The sequence below is a fragment of the Dyella acidisoli genome, assembly GCF_030160295.1.
Taxonomy (GTDB): Bacteria; Pseudomonadota; Gammaproteobacteria; order Xanthomonadales; family Rhodanobacteraceae; genus Dyella_B; species Dyella_B acidisoli.
The window spans coordinates 22,460-40,712 of the sequence record NZ_BSOB01000037.1; the positions used below are offsets into that span (position 1 = coordinate 22,460).

The 18,253-nt window shown below is 59.7% G+C and carries 16 protein-coding genes, 1 tRNA gene and 1 pseudogene; 4 read left to right on the top strand and 14 right to left on the bottom strand.

The features are described from left to right. From QQJ86_RS15745 to QQJ86_RS15755, 3 genes and pseudogenes are all read right to left on the bottom strand, one after another. Window positions 1-360: pseudogene (locus QQJ86_RS15745) on the bottom strand (OmpA family protein); the annotation flags it as partial. A gap of 319 nt (window positions 361-679) precedes the next feature. Beyond that, window positions 680-1,819 (bottom strand): OmpA family protein, encoded by a 1,140-nt coding sequence (locus tag QQJ86_RS15750; protein ID WP_284321917.1) that lies wholly within the window; start codon window positions 1,817-1,819, stop codon window positions 680-682. 279 nt (window positions 1,820-2,098) lie between these two features. After that, window positions 2,099-3,550: a bifunctional 2-methylcitrate dehydratase/aconitate hydratase gene (locus tag QQJ86_RS15755; RefSeq protein ID WP_284321918.1), complete on the bottom strand. Its 1,452-nt coding sequence runs from the start codon at window positions 3,548-3,550 to the stop codon at window positions 2,099-2,101. Between the two features lie 297 nt (window positions 3,551-3,847). On the opposite strand from QQJ86_RS15755, the gene QQJ86_RS15760 reads away from it, so the two are divergent. After that, window positions 3,848-4,519 carry a TerC family protein gene (locus QQJ86_RS15760; protein ID WP_284321919.1) on the top strand — a complete coding sequence of 224 codons (672 nt, stop codon included), beginning with the start codon at window positions 3,848-3,850 and terminating at the stop codon, window positions 4,517-4,519. Between the two features lie 48 nt (window positions 4,520-4,567). After that, window positions 4,568-5,179, top strand: a complete 612-nt coding sequence (locus QQJ86_RS15765; protein WP_284321920.1) for a glutathione S-transferase N-terminal domain-containing protein — start codon at window positions 4,568-4,570, stop codon at window positions 5,177-5,179. A gap of 61 nt (window positions 5,180-5,240) precedes the next feature. On the opposite strand, the gene QQJ86_RS15770 is transcribed toward QQJ86_RS15765, so the two are convergent. The 7 genes from QQJ86_RS15770 to prpB form a co-directional block, all read right to left on the bottom strand. Beyond that, the gene (locus QQJ86_RS15770; RefSeq protein WP_284321921.1) at window positions 5,241-6,614 is read right to left on the bottom strand and encodes an acetate kinase; all 1,374 of its coding nucleotides are present in this window, start codon (window positions 6,612-6,614) and stop codon (window positions 5,241-5,243) included. Window positions 6,615-6,652: 38 nt separating this feature from the next. Beyond that, complete coding sequence (locus QQJ86_RS15775) at window positions 6,653-7,363, bottom strand: hypothetical protein (RefSeq protein ID WP_284321922.1); 711 nt, start codon at window positions 7,361-7,363, stop codon at window positions 6,653-6,655. A gap of 8 nt (window positions 7,364-7,371) precedes the next feature. Beyond that, a complete protein-coding gene (locus QQJ86_RS15780; RefSeq protein ID WP_284321923.1) occupies window positions 7,372-8,061 on the bottom strand; it encodes a C39 family peptidase in 690 nt (229 codons plus the stop codon). After that, on the bottom strand, window positions 8,058-8,453 hold the full coding sequence (locus QQJ86_RS15785) for a hypothetical protein (protein WP_284321924.1): 396 nt from the start codon (window positions 8,451-8,453) through the stop codon (window positions 8,058-8,060). Before QQJ86_RS15785 ends, QQJ86_RS15780 begins: the two co-directional genes overlap by 4 nt. 93 nt (window positions 8,454-8,546) lie before the next feature. After that, on the bottom strand, window positions 8,547-9,452 hold the full coding sequence (locus QQJ86_RS15790; protein ID WP_284321925.1) for a hypothetical protein: 906 nt from the start codon (window positions 9,450-9,452) through the stop codon (window positions 8,547-8,549). Window positions 9,453-9,859: 407 nt separating this feature from the next. Beyond that, window positions 9,860-11,011: a bifunctional 2-methylcitrate synthase/citrate synthase gene (prpC, locus tag QQJ86_RS15795; protein ID WP_284321926.1), complete on the bottom strand. Its 1,152-nt coding sequence runs from the start codon at window positions 11,009-11,011 to the stop codon at window positions 9,860-9,862. 58 nt (window positions 11,012-11,069) lie between these two features. Continuing rightward, entirely contained in the window at window positions 11,070-11,957 is an 888-nt protein-coding gene (gene prpB / locus QQJ86_RS15800) for a methylisocitrate lyase (RefSeq protein WP_284321927.1), read from the bottom strand. A gap of 265 nt (window positions 11,958-12,222) precedes the next feature. On the opposite strand from prpB, the gene QQJ86_RS15805 reads away from it, so the two are divergent. Further along, window positions 12,223-13,440 (top strand): citrate synthase family protein, encoded by a 1,218-nt coding sequence (locus tag QQJ86_RS15805; RefSeq protein ID WP_284321928.1) that lies wholly within the window; start codon window positions 12,223-12,225, stop codon window positions 13,438-13,440. 11 nt (window positions 13,441-13,451) lie between these two features. Here the strand turns inward: QQJ86_RS15805 and QQJ86_RS15810 are convergent, their stop codons facing one another. Beyond that, entirely contained in the window at window positions 13,452-14,405 is a 954-nt protein-coding gene (locus QQJ86_RS15810) for a class I SAM-dependent methyltransferase (RefSeq protein ID WP_284321929.1), read from the bottom strand. Between QQJ86_RS15810 and QQJ86_RS15815 the strand changes: the two genes are divergently transcribed. Then, window positions 14,389-14,811, top strand: a complete 423-nt coding sequence (locus QQJ86_RS15815; RefSeq protein ID WP_284321930.1) for a helix-turn-helix domain-containing protein — start codon at window positions 14,389-14,391, stop codon at window positions 14,809-14,811. The genes QQJ86_RS15810 and QQJ86_RS15815 overlap by 17 nt on opposite strands. 76 nt (window positions 14,812-14,887) lie before the next feature. Here the strand turns inward: QQJ86_RS15815 and QQJ86_RS15820 are convergent. The 3 genes from QQJ86_RS15820 to alaS all read right to left on the bottom strand — a co-directional run bounded on the left by QQJ86_RS15820 (window position 14,888) and on the right by alaS (window position 18,178). Continuing rightward, window positions 14,888-14,980 (bottom strand) — tRNA-Ser (locus QQJ86_RS15820). A gap of 84 nt (window positions 14,981-15,064) precedes the next feature. Further along, a complete protein-coding gene (csrA, locus tag QQJ86_RS15825; protein ID WP_188796865.1) occupies window positions 15,065-15,271 on the bottom strand; it encodes a carbon storage regulator CsrA in 207 nt (68 codons plus the stop codon). Window positions 15,272-15,541: 270 nt separating this feature from the next. Next, complete coding sequence (gene alaS / locus QQJ86_RS15830) at window positions 15,542-18,178, bottom strand: alanine--tRNA ligase (protein WP_284321931.1); 2,637 nt, start codon at window positions 18,176-18,178, stop codon at window positions 15,542-15,544. Window positions 18,179-18,253: the final 75 nt, after the last annotated feature.

Below are 18,253 nucleotides of genomic sequence, written 5' to 3' on the forward strand. Positions count from 1 at the left end.
AAAGAAGTAACGGGCCGACACACCGTAGTTGTTGCTCGACCAGGTGTTGCCTTGACCGAACACCGCCGTGTCCGCACGACGCTTGGTGCGGTCGACGAACAGTTCCACCGACACGTTCGGGGCCACGAATTTACCCACCGACAAGCCGTAATAGATCTGGCGGCTGCGCGTGTTGCGATCGGTGTCGTTGTAGTAACCGCCAACCGTCGGTGCGACGTACCAGCGGTCATCAAAACCATTCGGCCATGCCGGCGCGGTGCTGCTCGTGCCGCTGCTCGCAGCCGTGGTGTCCTGCGCGTGAACGGCACCTACGCCGCCCAGGGCAAGAGCGATCAGAAAATACAGGCCCTTACGTTTCATCAGGTGTCTCCTCGATTATTGGTGTTCGCGTCCATTCCACCCCAGACGGAAATCGCGCGGCAGAACTTTTAGGTATGCGGGGGACTTATTCGCCACCTATTGAGCTTGGTGTCCCTAACAGCAAGCGCGGCAGAGTGTAGCAAAACCGTTAAGGGATTCGTACGCCGGTCTTTCACGGTGCTTCCAGCAGCGGTGAGGCTTTGTTCAGCTAAATAGCGCACGTTGATTGCCGTACGAATACAGTTCTTTACTTTTCCGCCCCCTATGTAAGAAAAGCCCGGCAAAGGCCGGGCTTTTCCATGACAACTTGCCGTACGAATTACTGCTGGACCTGCAGTTCCGTACGACGGTTGCGTGCGCGACCTTCGGCCGTCTTGTTGCTGTCGATCGGGCTTTCTTCGCCATGACCGATCGGGCCTTCCAGACGGCTCGGATCGATGCCATGTGCGGTCAGGTAGTCGTACACGATCTTCGCACGACGCTCCGACAGACCCTGGTTGTAGGCCGGCTTGCCCACGCTGTCCGTGTAACCCGCCACAGCCACCTTCACCTGCGGGTAGCGCTTCAGCGTGTCCACTGCCTGATCCAGGATCGCCAGCGAATCGCTGCTCGGCACGGCCAGGGCCGGCTCGATGTTGGTCTCGCCCTTCTTCGGACGGTCGAACTTGAAGTTCACGCCCTTAAGGTCGATCACCACCTTCTGCGGGCAGCCATCCGGACCCACGATCGTGCCTTCCGGCAGGTCCGGGCACTTGTTGTCGCACAGGTTCACGCCATTGCGGAACTGCTTGGAGCAATCCGGCTGCGGCGGCGGGGGCGGCGCAGCCGCGGCGGCCGGGGCCGGCACTGCACCGATCTTCGCCACGATGCTGAAGCCCAGGAACCAATCGCCGTAACCGTTCTTTGCCGGCTGGGTCTTGTCGTCCCAGTCATAGCGGTAGCCCGCTTCCACACGGAAGTCGGCGCTGTCGGTGATCGCCTTCGATACACCCACGCCACCTTCAGCGGCCGGTGCCCAGTCGCGGCTGAGCGGGTTGTGGTGGTAGCTGCCCATCACACCGCCCAGCAGGTACGGACGCCAGGAGTTCGCATCACCGAAGAAGTAGCGCGCCGACACACCGTAGTTGTTGCTCGACCAGGTGTTGCCTTGACCGAACACGCGCGTATCTGCGCGACGCTTGGTGCGATCAACGAACAGTTCCACCGACACGTTCGAGCTGACGAACTTACCCACCGACAAACCGTAGTAAATCTGGCGGCTACGCGTGTTGCGATCGGTGTCGTTGTAGTAGCCGCCCACCGTCGGTGCGACATACCAGCGATCATCAAAACCATTCGGCCAAGCTGGTGCAGTGCTGCTCGTGCTGCTGCTCGCAGCAGCCGCGTTGTCCTGCGCATGAACGGCACCTACGCCGCCCAGGGCAAGAGCGATCAGAAAATACAGGCCCTTACGTTTCATCAGGTGTCTCCTCTTTCTCTTAATGAGTAGGGCATTCATCCCGCCAAGACAAAAAAATCGCTTTCGTCACGCAAACTCAACTGCGGCAAACGAATTTCCTGCGATGACCAATACCCGGCGCGCGCGCATTTTAACAACTTCTAAACGATTTGCAAAATGACCGCTGACAGGCGGCCGGCCCCGACTTGCTTACCCCACGTATTAAGCCGGGCTCGGTTCGGTACCCACACCAAACCGGAGCCCTGCCCCACTACTTAAGATTTTCTGCTCACGACGTCGTCACAGCGTGAAGAGACCGAGGAAGCTCTGAATAGGCATGGCATCCAGCTTGGCCGGATCCGCCGAAGCCTCCAGGATGGCCTTCACCTTGTGGGAAGGCAGGTAGCTGCGCATGGCCGCCTCGAACTTCTTCAGCAACACCGGAATGCCCTCGGCGCGGCGCTTGCGGTGGCCGATCGGGAAGTCGATGGACACCTTCTCCGTGCTGCTGCCGTCCTTGAAAAACACCTGCACGGCGTTGCCGATGTAGCGCTTCTCAGGATCGAAGTAGTCCTTGGTGAATTGCGGATTCTCGGTGACCACCATCTTCTCGCGCAGCGTGTCGATGCGCGGATCGGCTGCGACGTCATCGTTGTAATCGTCGGCGGTAAGGCGGCCGAAGATCAGCGGCACCGCCACCATGTACTGGATGCAATGGTCGCGGTCGGCGTAGTTGGCCAGCGGACCGGTCTTGTCGATGATGCGGCAGCCGGCTTCCTGGGTTTCGATCACCACCTTCTCGATCTGGTCCAGCTTGCCGGCGACCTGCGCGTGCAACTTCATGGCGCACTCCACGGCCGTCTGCGCGTGGAACTCGGCCGGGAAGCTGATCTTGAACAGCACGTTTTCCATCACGTAGCTACCGAACGGGCGCTCGAATTCGAACGCCTTGCCCTTGAACGCCACGTCGTAATAGCCCCAAGTCTTGGCGCTGAGCGCAGAGGGGTAATCGACCACGCCGCGATACACCGCGTTGATGGCGTGTGTGACTGCGCGACGGCAAGCGTCGCCGGCTGCCCAGCTCTTGCGCGGCCCGGTATTCGGAGCATGGCGGTAGGTGCGCAGCGCGCCGTTGTCGATCCAACTGTGCGACACGGCGGTGATGATCTGCTCCTTGGTGCCGCCCAGCATGGCGGTGGCCACTGCTGTGGAAGCCAGACGCACCAGAATCACATGGTCCTGGCCAACGCGATTGAAGCTGTTGAGCAGCGCATAGCAGCCCTGGATCTCGTGCGCCTTGATGGCATAGCTGAGCACGTCGCGCACGCTGAGCGCCTTGCCGCCTTCGCGCTCGGCCTTGCGGCTGAGGTAATCGGCCACCGCCAGAATCGCGCCAAGGTTGTCGGACGGATGGCCCCATTCGGCCGCCAGCCACGTGTCGTTGAAATCCAGCCAGCGGATCTGCGTGCCGATCGCGAATGCGGCCTGCACCGGATCCAGTTCATGGCTGGTGCCCGGCACGCGCGCACCGCCTGGCAATGTGGCGCCGGGTACAACGGGGCCCAGATGCTTCACGCATTCGGGAAACTTCATCGCCATCATCGCCGTGGCCAGCGAATCCAGCAGCATGTAGCGCGCGGTGTCGTACGCTTCGGTCGAATCGATCCTGTAGTCGGCGACATAGTTGGCAATGTCGACCATCGGCTGATCGGGATCGGGACGCTTGGCAGAACGGATGTCGTGCGCGCTCATGGGGGGGTCTCGCGGTAAGGGAAAACGGAAATTGTACCGGGGAACGGGAAACCAGACATGCTGCACTCGCCTCACGCTTGACCCTGCCTACTGCCCCACTGACAATCGATACCACCACCCAAAGGGGAGTAGTTCCGGGTGCGGGCTTTCCGCATCCGCGTGGCGATCGTCATCACGAGCGAAGCATCGCTCCGGGCGCCGCGGTGGCCAGGCCTAGAACGAGACTTTTGCGGTGATGACAGGACTCAAGCGCGCGTCCTGTCGTCGCCGTTTGAGTCCCGCGCGCCCAGGAACCGCATGATGCTCCCCCATCTGCTTTCAGACTTGCTCACCATCGTCCTGCTGGACCTGGTGCTGGCGGGCGATAACGCGATCGTCATTGCTCTTGCCGCGCGCAATCTAGCGCCGCCGTTGCAGCGACGCGCGGTGATCTGGGGCACGTTCGGCGCCATCGTCGTACGCATACTGCTCACCGTGATCGTGGTGTACCTGCTGCAACTCCCGGGCCTGATGCTGGTGGGTGGCCTGCTCTTGCTACCGATCGCCTGGAAGCTGCTCAAACCTGACGGCGACAATCATGAGAACGCCGCTCCCGCGGCCAGCTTCTGGATCGCCCTACGAACCATCGTCGTAGCCGACGTGCTGATGGGACTGGACAATGTGCTGGCGATCGCCGGTGCCGCGAAAGGACATATGGGTCTGGTCGTGATCGGCCTCTTGATCAGCATTCCGCTGGTGGTGTGGGGCTCCACGCTGATCCTCAAGCTGATCGAGCGCTATCCCGTCATCATCTATGCCGGTGCTGCGGCCATCGCGTGGACCGCAGGCCGCATGATCAGCCATGAAGCGCTATGGCGTGCGTGGTTCGACGCGCACGGCTGGATGAAGCACGTGTTGGAGATCGGCTTGGCGCTGATCGTGTGTGCGTGTGGCTATCTGCTTCATCGACGGCGAAGGCTTGAGGCCTGAAGCACAGCGCGCGACACTGTCGGGCTATCTCGTCAGCATGGAGTTGTCATGAAGCTGTATTACCTGCCCGGCGCTTGCTCAATGGCCGATCACATCGTGCTCGAATGGATCGGCAAGCCGTACCAAGCGCACCTGGTGGCGCGCGAAGCATTGCGCTCTCCGGAATATCTGCAAATCAACCCTTTTGGACAGGTGCCCGCGCTCGTCGTTGAAGATGACTGGGTGCTCACCGAAAACGTTGCGATCCTCAACTATTTGATGGACTGCTTTCCAGAAGCGAAGCTCGACGGCAACGGTACGCCACGCGAGCGCGCAGAAGTGAATCGCTGGTTGTGCTTCCTCAATTCCGATGTGCATCCCGCGTTCAAGCCGCTGTTCGGTCCGCAGCGCTTCATTACGGATGAATCACAGCATGCAACTTTGCAGGACATGGCTCGACAGCGCTTGCGCGGACTCTTCGAGCGCCTGAATACGCAGCTGGCCGATCGCGAATGGCTTACCGGTCACCGCTCCGTAGCCGATGCCTATCTGTTCGTGACGCTGCGTTGGGCCAAGGGCAAGCAGGTGAACCTTGGCGGCTTCGATCATCTCGAAGCGTTCAGTGCGCGCATGCACGCGGATGCGGGAGTGAAGGCGGCGATGCAGGCGGAAGGTTTTTAAACGTACCAATGCCGCGCAAAGCGCGGCATTTTTTTGAGCATGCTCGGCAAGATGGCGTTGATCAGAACATCATCGGCACGCGTATGATCACCGTCGCATCTGGCGTATCACGCGTAACGCCAACGCCCAGGGTGAAGTTCACCGTACGCTTTTCGTTGAAGCGATACGAGCCGCCAATCAGCAGCGAACCCAGCCATACCTTGGTCGAACCCGGTACCTTGATGCCGGATTCACGCGTCGCACCGACAAAGGTCTGATCGTAGCCGATGCTGAGTGACGCCTTGTCGTTCAAGGCCATGCCCATGCCAATGCTGATATCGGCTTCATTACCCATCTTCACATTGCCGAGAAACTGCCTGCCACCTAGCAGAATGTTTTCGTAGACGTTGTGGCGCTCAACGTTGTAGAGGTAACTGAGGTTGCCGAAGAACACCACCGGGTCGGATGGGAACAACCACGTCACACCCGGCTGCACGGTATAGAAACCGGTACCCGTCGGTTGCCGGATCGGCAGGCCAGTACCGGTGAGATTCTGCACGCAGCGCGTCACGCAATCGGTCACCACCTCGAATGGATCTTTGCCTGTGCGTGATTTGAAGCGAAGCCAGCCGATGTAATACGCGCTGTCGGCGCCACCGTTGTTGATCTGGTAGCGCAGCGTTGCCTCGATATCGCCCAGACCTTTGCCGCTGGAACCGAACACATTGTCTTCCGCCGAGCCGGTAAGCACTTCGCGACTCACGGTATCGGTGTGTGTGTCGACATAAGGCACACGCACTTCCAGCTCCATGCGGTTGGTGAGGCCGTAGCGTCCTGTAAGGATCACCGTCTGCGTCGTGCTACGCACCTGGCGCACGTCGATCAAGCCGATCAGGATCGCGGGGATGATGGTGTAGCCGATCAACGAAACACGATCAGCAGTGGAATACCCGAACTGATATGTCGGTTCGATCACAATCTTGCCTTTCGGCGTCAGCACACCCGGTTGCTGGAAGATCGGTGCCACTTCAGGTGGACGCGAACTCTCCGCAGGAGCCTGTCCTACCGGTGAGGACGGCCCTTGTTGGGCTGCCTGCACGTCGGTGTAGGTATCTGACGAAGGCATGGGCAACGCCGCGGCACCCGCTCCACCTGCGGCAATATTGCCGCCGCGCTGGCGGGCCAGCACATCCATGCCCACGGCATGGCGCAACGCCTGGTAATCGGCTTCCTGTTGCGCGAGCTGGCGCTGCAGGGCTTCGATCTGGCCTCGCATGACTTCGATACGCGCGCCCTGCTCTGCCAGCCGCTGTCGGATGGCAGGTGATGACGTGTCGTCCGTGTTCGACGCATCCTGAGCCGTAACCACCCCGCAGATGGCCATGAGTCCGGTGCAGCCGACAGCGTAAAGCCACGGCTTCGACAGGCGCTTCGCATGGTGATCCTTCCTGTTCATGCTGTTCTCCCCTTTAGCGATACCGACACGTGTCCATGTCAATGTGACAACGCCTGCAACTGCTGCGCGGTTTGCAGACTTTGCTGCAGACCCTGGTTGCGGAGAGCGTTGAGTGCGTTGATGGATATGCTCAGCGTAGTGAGACTGCGAATGACCTGGTTGTCGACCGTGTTCTGAATCACCGTCGCCGCATTGGCCTGCGCTGCGGCGGATGCTGGAATCACAGTGCTGGTCACGAGCGGACTGCTTAGCGTGTTCTGTACGACCGTTGCCGCATTCGTCTGCGACGCCGGCGATGTTTGCGAGGACGGAGCAGCCGCGGAAACAGCATGGCTCACGGTGCTGTTCACCACAGCCTGTGTCACCGCCGCTACGCTGTTGGTTTGCACCGACGATGATGGATCGAACGTATTGCCCGTCCCGACCTGCACATCCACAGTGCCGAGCGCCTCAGCCAGCGATACCGCTTGCTGCGTGGTGATGTGCGCGATATCGGGAATCGTCACATTGATGTAAGTCACCAGATTGCCGTCGACGTACACCGCACGCTGGATGCCCAGCGACGCCTGCAGGCCGTCGCCAAGATCGAAGCCACCACGCACAGCATCAAGCCGCTCCATGGAAACCGGCACGCCAAAGCCTGCAATCGAGTTCGGAATCGGTGCGCGATCCTGCGCATGCGCCATGCCGGCGCAGCAAGCAAAGCCAAGCAATCCGATGCCGCACAAAGGGAGACCGAAACGGTTCATAGGTCACCTCATATGTCGCCAGGTCCATACTTGTGCATGGTGATCGTATCCAGGCCGCGCCGGTCGATGCCCACGCCCAGTGGCGCGATCGGCGCGTTGCGCCAGTCGCTGTCAGTATTGAAATGCGCCAGTTCGCGCCGGTTGTGGATCACGAACACCAGTCCGTTTCGCCACAGCTGGCTGAAGCGCCCCAAGGGAATCGCACGCGTACCGCGTGCAGGGTCGCCTAGCAACACACGTCCATAACGCACACCCTTGATCACCACAAAGTGGTGATAGCCGCGGTCTTCGATCAGCACAATCGCGGGCAGGTTCGCCTGCTGCAATTGTTCGAGGCTGGCATGAAAACCATCAGCATCGAAGCCAATGCTTTGCAGATAAAGCTTGATATCCAGCAGCGAGAAACCTTCCTTGTTGATCTTGGCTCGATCGCCATGCGTGTACATCTGCTCGAACACAAGTTGCTCGTTGACCGGATAGTTGTATTGGTACGTCAGCAACGTCGCCACCGCGGCCGAGCCGCAGCTGAAGTCATACTTCTGGTGAATGGTGTTGCGGTACTTCACCTCTTTCAGCGTGGAGATATGCAACGCATAGGTCTGACCCGCGTTGTCGTTCAACGCCATCGTGGCGGCACGCGATGCCTGCGCCCAAGCGAGCACGGACAGCACCGCCAACACTGGCAGCGTGAATTTCATGGTTTCAACTGCACGTTGACGATCACACCGGTCTGAATCAGCACGTTGTTGCCGGTGTTCTGCACCACTGACGGCATGCCCGTGGCACCTTGAAATGCATTGCCGGTGATCGCATTGCTACCGGTGGTGACGTTCGAGGCCGTGTCGCCGGTCACCGTACCAGTGATGGTCTGATTGTTTTGCACCAGACCGCTGCCGCTATAGCGTTGCAATGCACTAGTGCTTACCGGCTGACCGAAGCCGTCCACTGTTGCCGGTTGTGTTGCCGGTTTCGTTGCAGGCTGTCCGCTTCCGTTCTGGGCGCTCGCCATACTTCCCGGCGAATCTGCCGCACATACCGCTCCCGTCATGCACAACAGCGCCAGCCCTATTGCGGGTCTTGAATGAGCCATGGCACTACTCCGATCGTGTTGGCGCATCGCATGCGACTGCCTAAAACGACATGGCGGAGCGATGCGTGCTCCGCCATGTCGGTCAGTCGACTATCAATGACCGCCCACGTTCAGATTGGCTTGGACTGTCACGCCTTGCTGAATCAGCGCTGCTGCACCGCTGTTCTGCGCAATCGTCGTAATGCCGGCCGCTGCTGCTGCGGTACTGGTCATCGCGTTGGCCATGTCGAAAGTGCCAGCATTTGCGTCGGTGCTACCACCATTACCGCCGTTACCGCCACTGCCGCCTGCCGCGCCATTGCCACCTGCATTGGCGACGCTGCCGCTGGTACCGCCCATCGAACTGGCTGAACCCGATGTCGACGTTGCCGCACCTGCCGTGTTGCTGCCACCGGTAGCGGTTCCACCGGCTCCACCTGCCGCAGTCGACACACCATCGTCGTTGCCTGTGGTGGCCCAAGCACCGCCACCTGAGGCCTTCGCGCCAGCTCCTGCTGCGAAGGTGAGCGAACCTGCGTTGCCACTGCTCGCGCTCGATCCACCTGCACTGCCACCGCGAGCATGAGCATCGCCACCCGATCCACCGTCACCGCCTCGGCCACCCTTGCCACCGTTGGCGTTGCCATTATTGGTGGCAACGTTGCCGACGCTCGATATCGAAACATTCGACACGGAGCCGTCTAACGTGGTGTTGGCGACCGCCGTACTGGTGTTGAACGCATCGTTGACCGAAGACACGGCGGTACCACCATTGTTGGCCGCCGAAGTCCCCATGCCATCGCTATTGACGTCGCCACTGTTGTTGCGATCGTTACCGCTCGGGGTGATGGATACGGCAACACTCTTGGTATGAGTGCTGGAATCCGTGCTGCTACTCGAACTCGTGTTGTTGCCACTGATGGTGTTGTCTTTCTGGTTACTGGAGTTGTCCTGAGCCATAGCCGGGAGTGCAAGTCCCAAGCCAAGCGTCAATGCCGTGAAAAGAAGAGTCTTGCGCATAAATATTCCTCCCGGAATGGATGCGATTACCCCCTGCTTTTTGCTGTGACAGCGATTTAGATATGGCAAACCGCATGCCACACGCAGATAACCGCAGCGGCATTCGCTTCCGTGATAGAAATCAATACATTGCGCTAACCGCATCGTGACCATGCGAACACAAATCCATCAGAAAAGTGCTACATGGATGCAACAGTGCACACACCGTTGCTCGTGCATGGGTACGCTTCACCCCGATACGCACTGCAGAAACAGCGCGTTACCGCATATGCACAAAATAGTGACGGGTGTATCGTCGATGAAACATTTTCGTGCCTTAAAAAGGGGCTTTCGCGGGGGCTTGGTGCAGGCGGCATAAAAAAAGGGGCGCGAGGCCCCTTTTTTCTTCCCGACGCCACCAGAAACGATCAGCGTTTCTCAATCGGCGTATAGCTGCGATCTTCCGGACCGATGTAATTCGCGCTGGGACGAATGATCTTCCCATCCTCGCGCTGCTCGATCACGTGTGCACTCCAGCCGGAGGTGCGCGAGATCACAAACAACGGGGTGAACATCGCCGTAGGTACGCCCATCATGTGATAGGCGCTGGCCGAGTACCAATCGAGGTTCGGGAACATCTTCTTGAGCTCCCACATCAGCTTCTCGATCCGCTCGGACACCTCGAACAAAGTGGGGTTGCCGCCGTCCGTGCAAAGCTTGCGCGAAATTTCCTTGATGATTTCGTTGCGCGGATCGGACACGGTGTAAACCGGATGGCCGAAGCCGATGATGATTTCCTTGCGCTCCACGCGCGCGCGGATGTCCGCCTCGGCATCGGCGGCATTACGGTACCTGGCAATGATGTCCATGGCCACTTCATTCGCGCCACCGTGCTTGGGGCCGCGCAGCGCGCCGATCGCGCCGGTGATGGCTGAATACATGTCCGAGCCAGTGCCGGCGATCACGCGCGCAGTAAAGGTAGACGCGTTGAACTCGTGCTCGGCATACAGCACCAGCGAGCGATCCAGCGACTGCGCATGCAGCTCGCTCGGCTTCTTGCCGTGCAGCAGGTGCAGGAAGTGCGCGGCGATCGTTTCGTCTTCGGTTTCCGTCTCGATGCGCTTGCCGTTATGGCTGAAGTGGTACCAGTACAGCAATATGGAACCAAAACTTGCCATCAGTCGATCGGCGATGTCGCGCGCGCCGGTGATGTTGTGATCTTCCTTTTCAGGCAACACAGTGCCCAGCACCGAGCAGCCAGTGCGCATCACGTCCATCGGATGCGTGGCGGCCGGCAACAGTTCCAGCGCGCTCTTCACGGGCGCCGGCAGACCGCGTAGACGCTTGAGCTTGGCCTTGTATGCATTCAGCTCGGCCCAGTTCGGCAACACGCCATGCACCAAGAGATACGCTACTTCTTCAAAGCAGCCCTTTGCGGCCAGGTCGTGAATGTCATAGCCGCGATAGTGCAGGTCGTTGCCGCTACGGCCGACCGTGCACAGCGCGGTGTTGCCCGCCGCCACGCCCGAAAGGGCAACGGATTTCTTCGGCTTGGGGGCGGTTGCAGATTGCTCGCTCATTGGTAGTGCTCCAGGGTGCGATACAGCGGCCGCTGGTAACGGCCGCGGGAAACGGTGATCACTTTTTGTTGGCAAACAACGCGTCGAGCTTCTTCTCGAAGTCGTGATAGCCGATGCGGTCGTACAGCTCTTCGCGCGTCTGCATCGTGTCGATCACATTGCGCTGGTGGCCGTCGCGGCGAATGGCTTGATAGACGGTTTCGGCCGCCTTGTTCATGGCGCGGAAGGCCGACAACGGGTACAGCACGATACCCACGCCAGCGGTCCGCAGTTCGTCCACACTGAACAACGGCGTGCTGCCGAACTCGGTGATGTTAGCGAGCACTGGCACTTTGACGGCATCGGCGAAACGGCGATAAGTGGGAAGATCGTAGGCAGCTTCAGCAAAGATGCCGTCGGCCCCCGCTTCCACGCAGGCCAGCGCACGCTCGATGGCGGCATCGACGCCTTCGACTGCAATCGCATCGGTGCGCGCAATCAGAAAGAAATTGGAGTCGGTCTTGGCATCCGCCGCGGCCTTCACACGATCGGCCATTTCGCCGGCCGGCACGATCTCCTTGCCCGGACGATGACCGCAGCGCTTCGCACCAACCTGATCTTCGATATGGCAGGCCGCTGCACCGAACTTGATCAGGCTTTTCACCGTGCGCGCGATGTTGAAAGCGCTGGGACCGAAGCCCGTATCGATATCCACCATCAGCGGCAGATCGCATACGTCTGTGATGCGGCGTACGTCGGTCAGCACATCATCGAGCGTGTTGATGCCCAAGTCCGGCATACCCAGCGAACCCGCCGCTACGCCGCCACCGGAAAGATAGATGGCGCGATAGCCGGCACGTTTGGCAAGCAAGGCATGATTCGCGTTGATAGCACCAATCACCTGCAAGGGTTTTTCGGCAGCAAGCGCGGCGCGGAATCGGCTGCCAGCGGAATCGAGTTGGGTCATTGCGGATCTCCGAAACGGGAAATTGTAAGCGATATGCCAGAGCCGCCATGTCGCGGCGCACTAAGCACGTCGGCGCGTAGCGTTAAGAATTTCGTGAAAAGGCACCCAGGCATACACGCAGTGAACGCCTGCATCTGCCCAGCATGCGCACTGTCTGTCGACTCGAATGGGGTCATGGGGGACGCACTGACGACTACGACGGGCGCTACTCTGTCATGACGAAATACGTTGATCAATCTTGATTAGAAAGATCAATATATTGCTCATGCACACCGACTACCTTTCCGCTCAAGATGCCGCCACACGCCTCGGCGTGAGTCTTGCCACGCTCTACGCCTACGTCAGCCGTGGCCGCATCGATTCCCGCCCCGGCCCGGACGGACGCACCCGGGAATACAGTTCCGGCGATATCGAGCAACTCATCGAGCGCAGGCAGGCCGGACGTGGTGCGGCACAAGGCGCGGCGCACAGTCTGGCTTGGGGGCTGCCGGTGATGGAAACGCGCATCTCGCTGATTCGTCCGCATGGTCATTACTACCGCGGCGAATCAGCTATCGCGCTGGCGAAGGGCGGCACCACGCTGGAAGAGACAGCACGCTTGCTATGGGATTGCGGCGAGCACGATCCATTCGATGCCAAGTTGCCGGACCAATGGCCTGCAACTATCACCCTTCTACTACGGCAACCCGATGTACCGCCGTTGGAAAGAGCGACTGCGGCTCTGCCGTTGCTTGCGCTCGACGCGACACACGCACACAGCATCGATCCGCTACATCGCCGTCGCGACGCCGCGCTGCTTTTGCGCGAAGCTGCAGCCTTGTTATGCGGCGCAAAGCCGAGCGAACAGCCTATTCACCGTGTGATGGTGACGAGTTGGCGCAAGAACGAGGCGGGTCTATCCGAGCTGGTTCGCTGCGCATTGGTGTTGTGCGCGGATCACGAACTCAACGCATCATCATTCGCAACACGCGTGGCCGCATCAACCGGTGCCAGCCTGCATGCAGCCATGTGCGTAGGTTTGGCAACTCTATCGGGCCCGCATCATGGCGGAGCTGCTGCACGAGCGCATGCCTTCATTCAGGACCTGCTGCGCGAACGCAAACCCGTCGACCGCGTGCGCGAACGTCTTCGCCGCGGCGAAACCTTGCCAGGCTTCGGACACCCGCTCTATCCAGATGGTGATCCACGCGCCACGGTGCTGCTCGATGCACTACAGACCACCCGCCCGCGCCCCACGAAACTGGCACCCATCGAACGATTGATCGATGCTGTGCAGACGCAGTGCGGCCGTCGCCCCAATCTGGATTTTGCCTTGGCGTCGATTGCATCCGCATACGAATTGAGTGCCGATGTTGCGTTGGCCATATTTGCTGCAGGACGCATGGCCGGCTGGCTGGCGCATGCGTTGGAGCAGCAAGAAAGCGGGAGTTTGATCAGGCCGAGAGCCAGCTATGCGGGACGTATGCCACAACGCGATGTTTAAGACATCGGTCGTTACTCAGCAGCAGAAGCGTTGGATGCTTTGGCGCTCACCATCCAGCAGGCTGCGATATAGCGAACCACTGCGCCATGTACGTAAGGATCAAACGCGGCACGCACCGTTTCGATGACGTGCCTGCGTGTCCGTTCGTCTGACTGCTGCAGGAGCTGACCCACAGGGCCAAGACGCGTGAAGTAGCTGACCAGGTCTTGTTCAAGCAATGAGCATTCGACGTCGATCGGCTGAATATCGATTTGGGTCCAGCCGCTCCCCGCCAGAATGGATTCGACGCGATGTCGGTCCGCAAAGGAAAACTGTCCCGGCGCATCCGGTCGACGTGGCGGAATATTCGGCAGCAACGAAGCAGCCGCGCGCTCTGCGGTTGTCATGAATGGATTTTCTGCAGTGCTTCGCCAAGCGATCACGTGAAGTCCGGCGCTATCTTGTGCGGCACGCCGTAGATTTGCGAAAGCGGCAACTGGCTTGTCGAAGAACATCACACCGAAGCGCGAAATGATCCTGTCGAAACGGGCGACTTCGAAGGCATGCGTTTGAGCATCGCCGCACAAAAAGTCTGCGGATGCACCCTTCTGCTCAGCGCGCGCCCGTGCCACGGCAATCATGGGCGCCGAAATATCGATCCCGACGCAATGACTAGTGGCCCCCAGTTTTCGCGTCACAGCAAGTGTCGTGCTGCCCGTACCACAGCCGACATCGAGCACTCGCCGTACGGCTTCCGTAGAAACGGAATCAACGAGCAAATCCTCGAACGGCTTGAACATCCGGTCGAGCAATACCTGACCGTCAATCCAGGCCTGCCCATTGCGGCCATTCCAAAGTGCTGCCTGCTCGTTGTTGGCGTGATGCGTGCCATTCATGATCGTTCTCTTGTTTACCGTCGAAAAGCGGACGCTAAACTGTGCAACTTCAAGTTCACTTGAGGTCAAGAGGGTGAAATACGTCGACATAGGCGAAGTGGTGGACCAATCCGGTGTTCCCGCATCAACGCTGCGGTTCTATGAGGAAAAGGGGCTGATCACCTCTTCCGGAAGACGCGGACTGCGCCGGCTCTTCGACGTGGGTGTACTGGAGCGACTGGCGTTGATCGCGCTGGGACGCGCAGCAGGTTTTTCGCTCGATGAAATAGCGCGAATGTTCACGCCACAAGGAAAGCCGCGCATCGATCGACAGATGCTCGCAGCCAAGGCCAGCGATCTCGACAAAACTATCCGCCGGCTGACTGCCATGCGTAACGGCTTACGACATGCAGCAGCTTGTCCTGCGCCGACACATATGGAATGTCCTACTTTTCAGCGGCTGATGCGGGCTGCTTCTGGGGTCAGGAAGACGCAGAAGAAAGCTGTGCGGCGATGAGAGTCTACTTAATTGACTTAAACCTCTCTCTCCGCCACCCATAAAAAAACGCCCACATGGGGCGTTTTTTTATGGGTGGCGGAGAGAGAGGGATTCGAACCCTCGATAAGGCTTTTGACCCTATACTCCCTTAGCAGGGGAGCCCCTTCGGCCTCTCGGGCATCTCTCCATAATTTTTGTTCCCCGCGACGTCAAAGGGACTCCACGGGAGCCGGAAAGGATACCGGCCGATGCCCGTAAGGTAAAGGGGGAATCAACGTCCGCCCGACTCGCCGGTCGCGCCGCCGTCGTTTTCGCTTTCGCCCTTGATGCGCTGGTAGATCTCTTCGCGATGAACGGCCACGTTCTTGGGCGCATTGATGCCAATGCGAACCTGGTTGCCTTTAACGCCGAGAACGGTAACGGTCACCTCGTCGCCGATCATCAGGGTTTCACCGACCCTGCGGGTCAGAATCAACATAGCTGTTACTCCATTTAATGCTTGTGGTTACAGGCCACCTGCATGTTCATGCCTCACCCCTGAGCACAATCACAACGCAGATCTGACGTAACGTCCGTCAAAGGCCTTACCGCCTTCCCCGGCTCCAAACACCAAGATGCTTTGTGAGCATCTGGTGCCACCTACAGCGCCACCGCAACCAGCGGCACCGGTATCTGACCGATACTAGCTGAGCCCTGGCGCTGCGTGCAATCTACACAGATTCTTGACGCGGGGTCCATATGCAGCGCATCAACTTGTCAGCTGTTTACCGATCCACGTCACTGTACCTGTCAGAACGTCAGGCAATTGTGGTTTGTCTATACCGCCGCCCTGCGCCATATCCGGACGGCCGCCACCTTTTCCATCGATCTGATTCGCTATATATGCCACTACATCGCCGGCTTTGATGCGGCCTGCCGCCTTGCCGTTCACGCCCGCTACCAGTGAAACACGCCCTTCCACGGCGCCTGCGAGCACTACCACGCAGTCGGAGAGCTGTTGCTTGAGTTGATCAACGCCATCGCGCAACGCCTTGGCATCCAGGCCTTCCAAACGTGCTGCGACGACCTTTACGCCAGCAATGTCCTGCGCGGTTTGAGCCAGATCACTGGTCATCGAGCCGGCAGCTTTGGCGCGTAGCGATTCCAGTTCGCGTTCGAGTTTTTTCTGGCGATCGAGCAGTTGCTTCAGCTTTTCCGCTACATCGTCACCGCTGGTGGAAAGCAGTTGCGACAGCTCGCCAAGGCGACGCTCTTCTTCAGCTACGTACGCTAGCGCACCGACACCGGTTACCGCTTCGATGCGACGCACACCGGAAGCCACGCCAGCCTCGCTGACGATCTTGAACAAGCCGATGTCGCCGGTGCGGCCCACATGTGTGCCACCACACAGCTCAGTGGAGAATTCGCCCATTTTCAGGACACGCACTTCGTCGCCGTATTTCTCGCCAAACAGCGCCATGGCGCCAAATTCGATGGCGTCGTCATAAGCCATCTGGCGTACTTCGGCTTCCACGTTACGGCGCACTTCGGCGTTTACCATGGCCTCGATCTTCGCCAGTTCCTCGCGTGCAACCGGCTTGAAGTGGGCGAAGTCGAAACGCAGGCGATCAGGCGCCACCAGCGAACCCTTCTGGGTGACGTGTGTCCCCAGCAGTTTGCGCAGCGCTGCGTGCAACAGATGTGTGGCGGAATGATTGAGTACGGTCGCCTGACGGCGCGAAGCGTCTACAGTGGAATCGATTACGTCGCCCGTGCGCAACGGCTGCGCACCGTGCCAGCGACCTGCATGACCGAAGAACACACCGCCCATCTTGATGGTGTCGCCGACCTCGAAACGGCCCGCACCATTCGACAACGTTCCGGTGTCGCCCACCTGGCCACCGGATTCGGCGTAGAACGGCGTCTGATCGAGGATCACCAGGCCTTCTTCGCCTTCGGTCAACTGCCCGACCTGCTTACCGCCCTGCACGATGCCAACCACTTTGCTTGCGCGACTGGCGAGGGTTTCGTAACCCAGGAAGACAGTGGGTGCCAGCTGGCTGGCCAGTTCCGCTGGCATCTGACCTTTCGCCTCGAAGCGGCTGGCGGCGCGCGCGCGTTCGCGCTGCTGCTCCATCGATTGCTCGAAGCCAGCCATATCTACGCTCAGACCACGCTCGCGAGCAATGTCGGCGGTAAGGTCGACGGGGAAGCCATAGGTGTCGTACAGGCGAAACGCATCTTCACCAGCGATCGTTTTGCCTGACTTGGCCGCAACCTCGTCGAACACGCGCATACCGTGCTCCAGCGTTTCACCGAAACGCTGCTCTTCGGCACGCAGGGCATCTTCCACGAAGGATTGCTTGGCGGTGAGTTCCGGATAGGCCGCGCCCATTTCTTCAACCAGCGGCTGCACCATCTTCCAGAAGAAATCGCCGCGCACGCCAAGCATCCAGCCATGGCGCAGCGCGCGACGGATGATCCGGCGCAGCACGTAGCCGCGACCTTCGTTGGAGGGCAGTACGCCGTCCACGATCAGGAAAGAACAGGCACGAATGTGATCGGCGATCACGCGCAGGGATTTGTTGCCAAGATCCTGCGTTTTGGTGAGTTCCGCCGCCACCTTGATCAGGTGCTGGAACAGGTCGATTTCGTAGTTGGAATGTACGTGCTGAAGTACAGCGGCGAGGCGTTCCAGGCCCATGCCAGTATCCACGCACGGTGCCGGCAGCGGCGACAGCGTGCCATCCGGCGCGCGGTCAAACTGCATGAACACCAGGTTCCAGATTTCGATGTAGCGATCGCCGTCTTCATCGGGCGAACCGGGTGGGCCGCCGGCGACTTCCGGACCGTGGTCGTAGAAGATCTCAGAGCACGGGCCGCAGGGACCGGTGTCGGCCATCTGCCAGAAATTGTCGGAAGCGAATGGTGCACCTTTGTTGTCGCCGATGCGCACGATGCGCTCTGCAGGCACGCCCATTTCCTTGGACCAGATGTCGTAAGCCTCGTCGTCCGTGTGATAGACGGTGACCCACAGTTTTTCCGCCGGAAGCTTGAAGACGACCGTCAACAGCTCCCACGCATAACGGATGGCGTCGCGCTTGAAGTAGTCGCCGAACGACCAATTGCCCAGCATCTCGAAGAACGTGTGGTGGCGCGCGGTATAGCCCACGGAATCGAGGTCGTTGTGCTTGCCGCCTGCACGCAGGCAACGCTGCACGTCGGCCACTCGCACATACGACAGCTTTTCGCTGCCCAGGAAGACGTTCTTGAACTGCACCATGCCCGAATTGGTGAAGAGCAAGGTCGGATCGTTGGCCGGCACCAGCGAGCTGGACGGCACAATGGTGTGATCCTTGGTGCGGAAGTAATCGAGAAAAGCGGCGCGGATGTCTGCAGTTTTCATTGAGTTCGGGGCTTAAGACAAAAAAAGTGGCGCGAAACGGCGACACCAGCGACCCCTCGCCCGGCCCGCGGCGGG

Bases quoted from the DNA above. Each gene is read 5' to 3' on its own strand.
- QQJ86_RS15810 (WP_284321929.1), bottom strand. From the start codon at position 14,405: ATGTCGACGTATTTCACCCTCTTGACCTCAAGTGAACTTGAAGTTGCA.
- QQJ86_RS15780 (WP_284321923.1), bottom strand. From the start codon at position 8,061: ATGAAATTCACGCTGCCAGTGTTGGCGGTGCTGTCCGTGCTCGCTTGG.
- QQJ86_RS15760 (WP_284321919.1), top strand. From the start codon at position 3,848: ATGATGCTCCCCCATCTGCTTTCAGACTTGCTCACCATCGTCCTGCTG.
- QQJ86_RS15805 (WP_284321928.1), top strand. From the start codon at position 12,223: ATGCACACCGACTACCTTTCCGCTCAAGATGCCGCCACACGCCTCGGC.
- QQJ86_RS15775 (WP_284321922.1), bottom strand. From the start codon at position 7,363: ATGAACCGTTTCGGTCTCCCTTTGTGCGGCATCGGATTGCTTGGCTTT.
- csrA (WP_188796865.1), bottom strand. From the start codon at position 15,271: ATGTTGATTCTGACCCGCAGGGTCGGTGAAACCCTGATGATCGGCGAC.
- QQJ86_RS15755 (WP_284321918.1), bottom strand. From the start codon at position 3,550: ATGAGCGCGCACGACATCCGTTCTGCCAAGCGTCCCGATCCCGATCAG.
- alaS (WP_284321931.1), bottom strand. From the start codon at position 18,178: ATGAAAACTGCAGACATCCGCGCCGCTTTTCTCGATTACTTCCGCACC.
- QQJ86_RS15770 (WP_284321921.1), bottom strand. From the start codon at position 6,614: ATGAACAGGAAGGATCACCATGCGAAGCGCCTGTCGAAGCCGTGGCTT.
- QQJ86_RS15750 (WP_284321917.1), bottom strand. From the start codon at position 1,819: ATGAAACGTAAGGGCCTGTATTTTCTGATCGCTCTTGCCCTGGGCGGC.
- QQJ86_RS15785 (WP_284321924.1), bottom strand. From the start codon at position 8,453: ATGGCTCATTCAAGACCCGCAATAGGGCTGGCGCTGTTGTGCATGACG.
- QQJ86_RS15765 (WP_284321920.1), top strand. From the start codon at position 4,568: ATGAAGCTGTATTACCTGCCCGGCGCTTGCTCAATGGCCGATCACATC.
- prpC (WP_284321926.1), bottom strand. From the start codon at position 11,011: ATGAGCGAGCAATCTGCAACCGCCCCCAAGCCGAAGAAATCCGTTGCC.
- prpB (WP_284321927.1), bottom strand. From the start codon at position 11,957: ATGACCCAACTCGATTCCGCTGGCAGCCGATTCCGCGCCGCGCTTGCT.
- QQJ86_RS15790 (WP_284321925.1), bottom strand. From the start codon at position 9,452: ATGCGCAAGACTCTTCTTTTCACGGCATTGACGCTTGGCTTGGGACTT.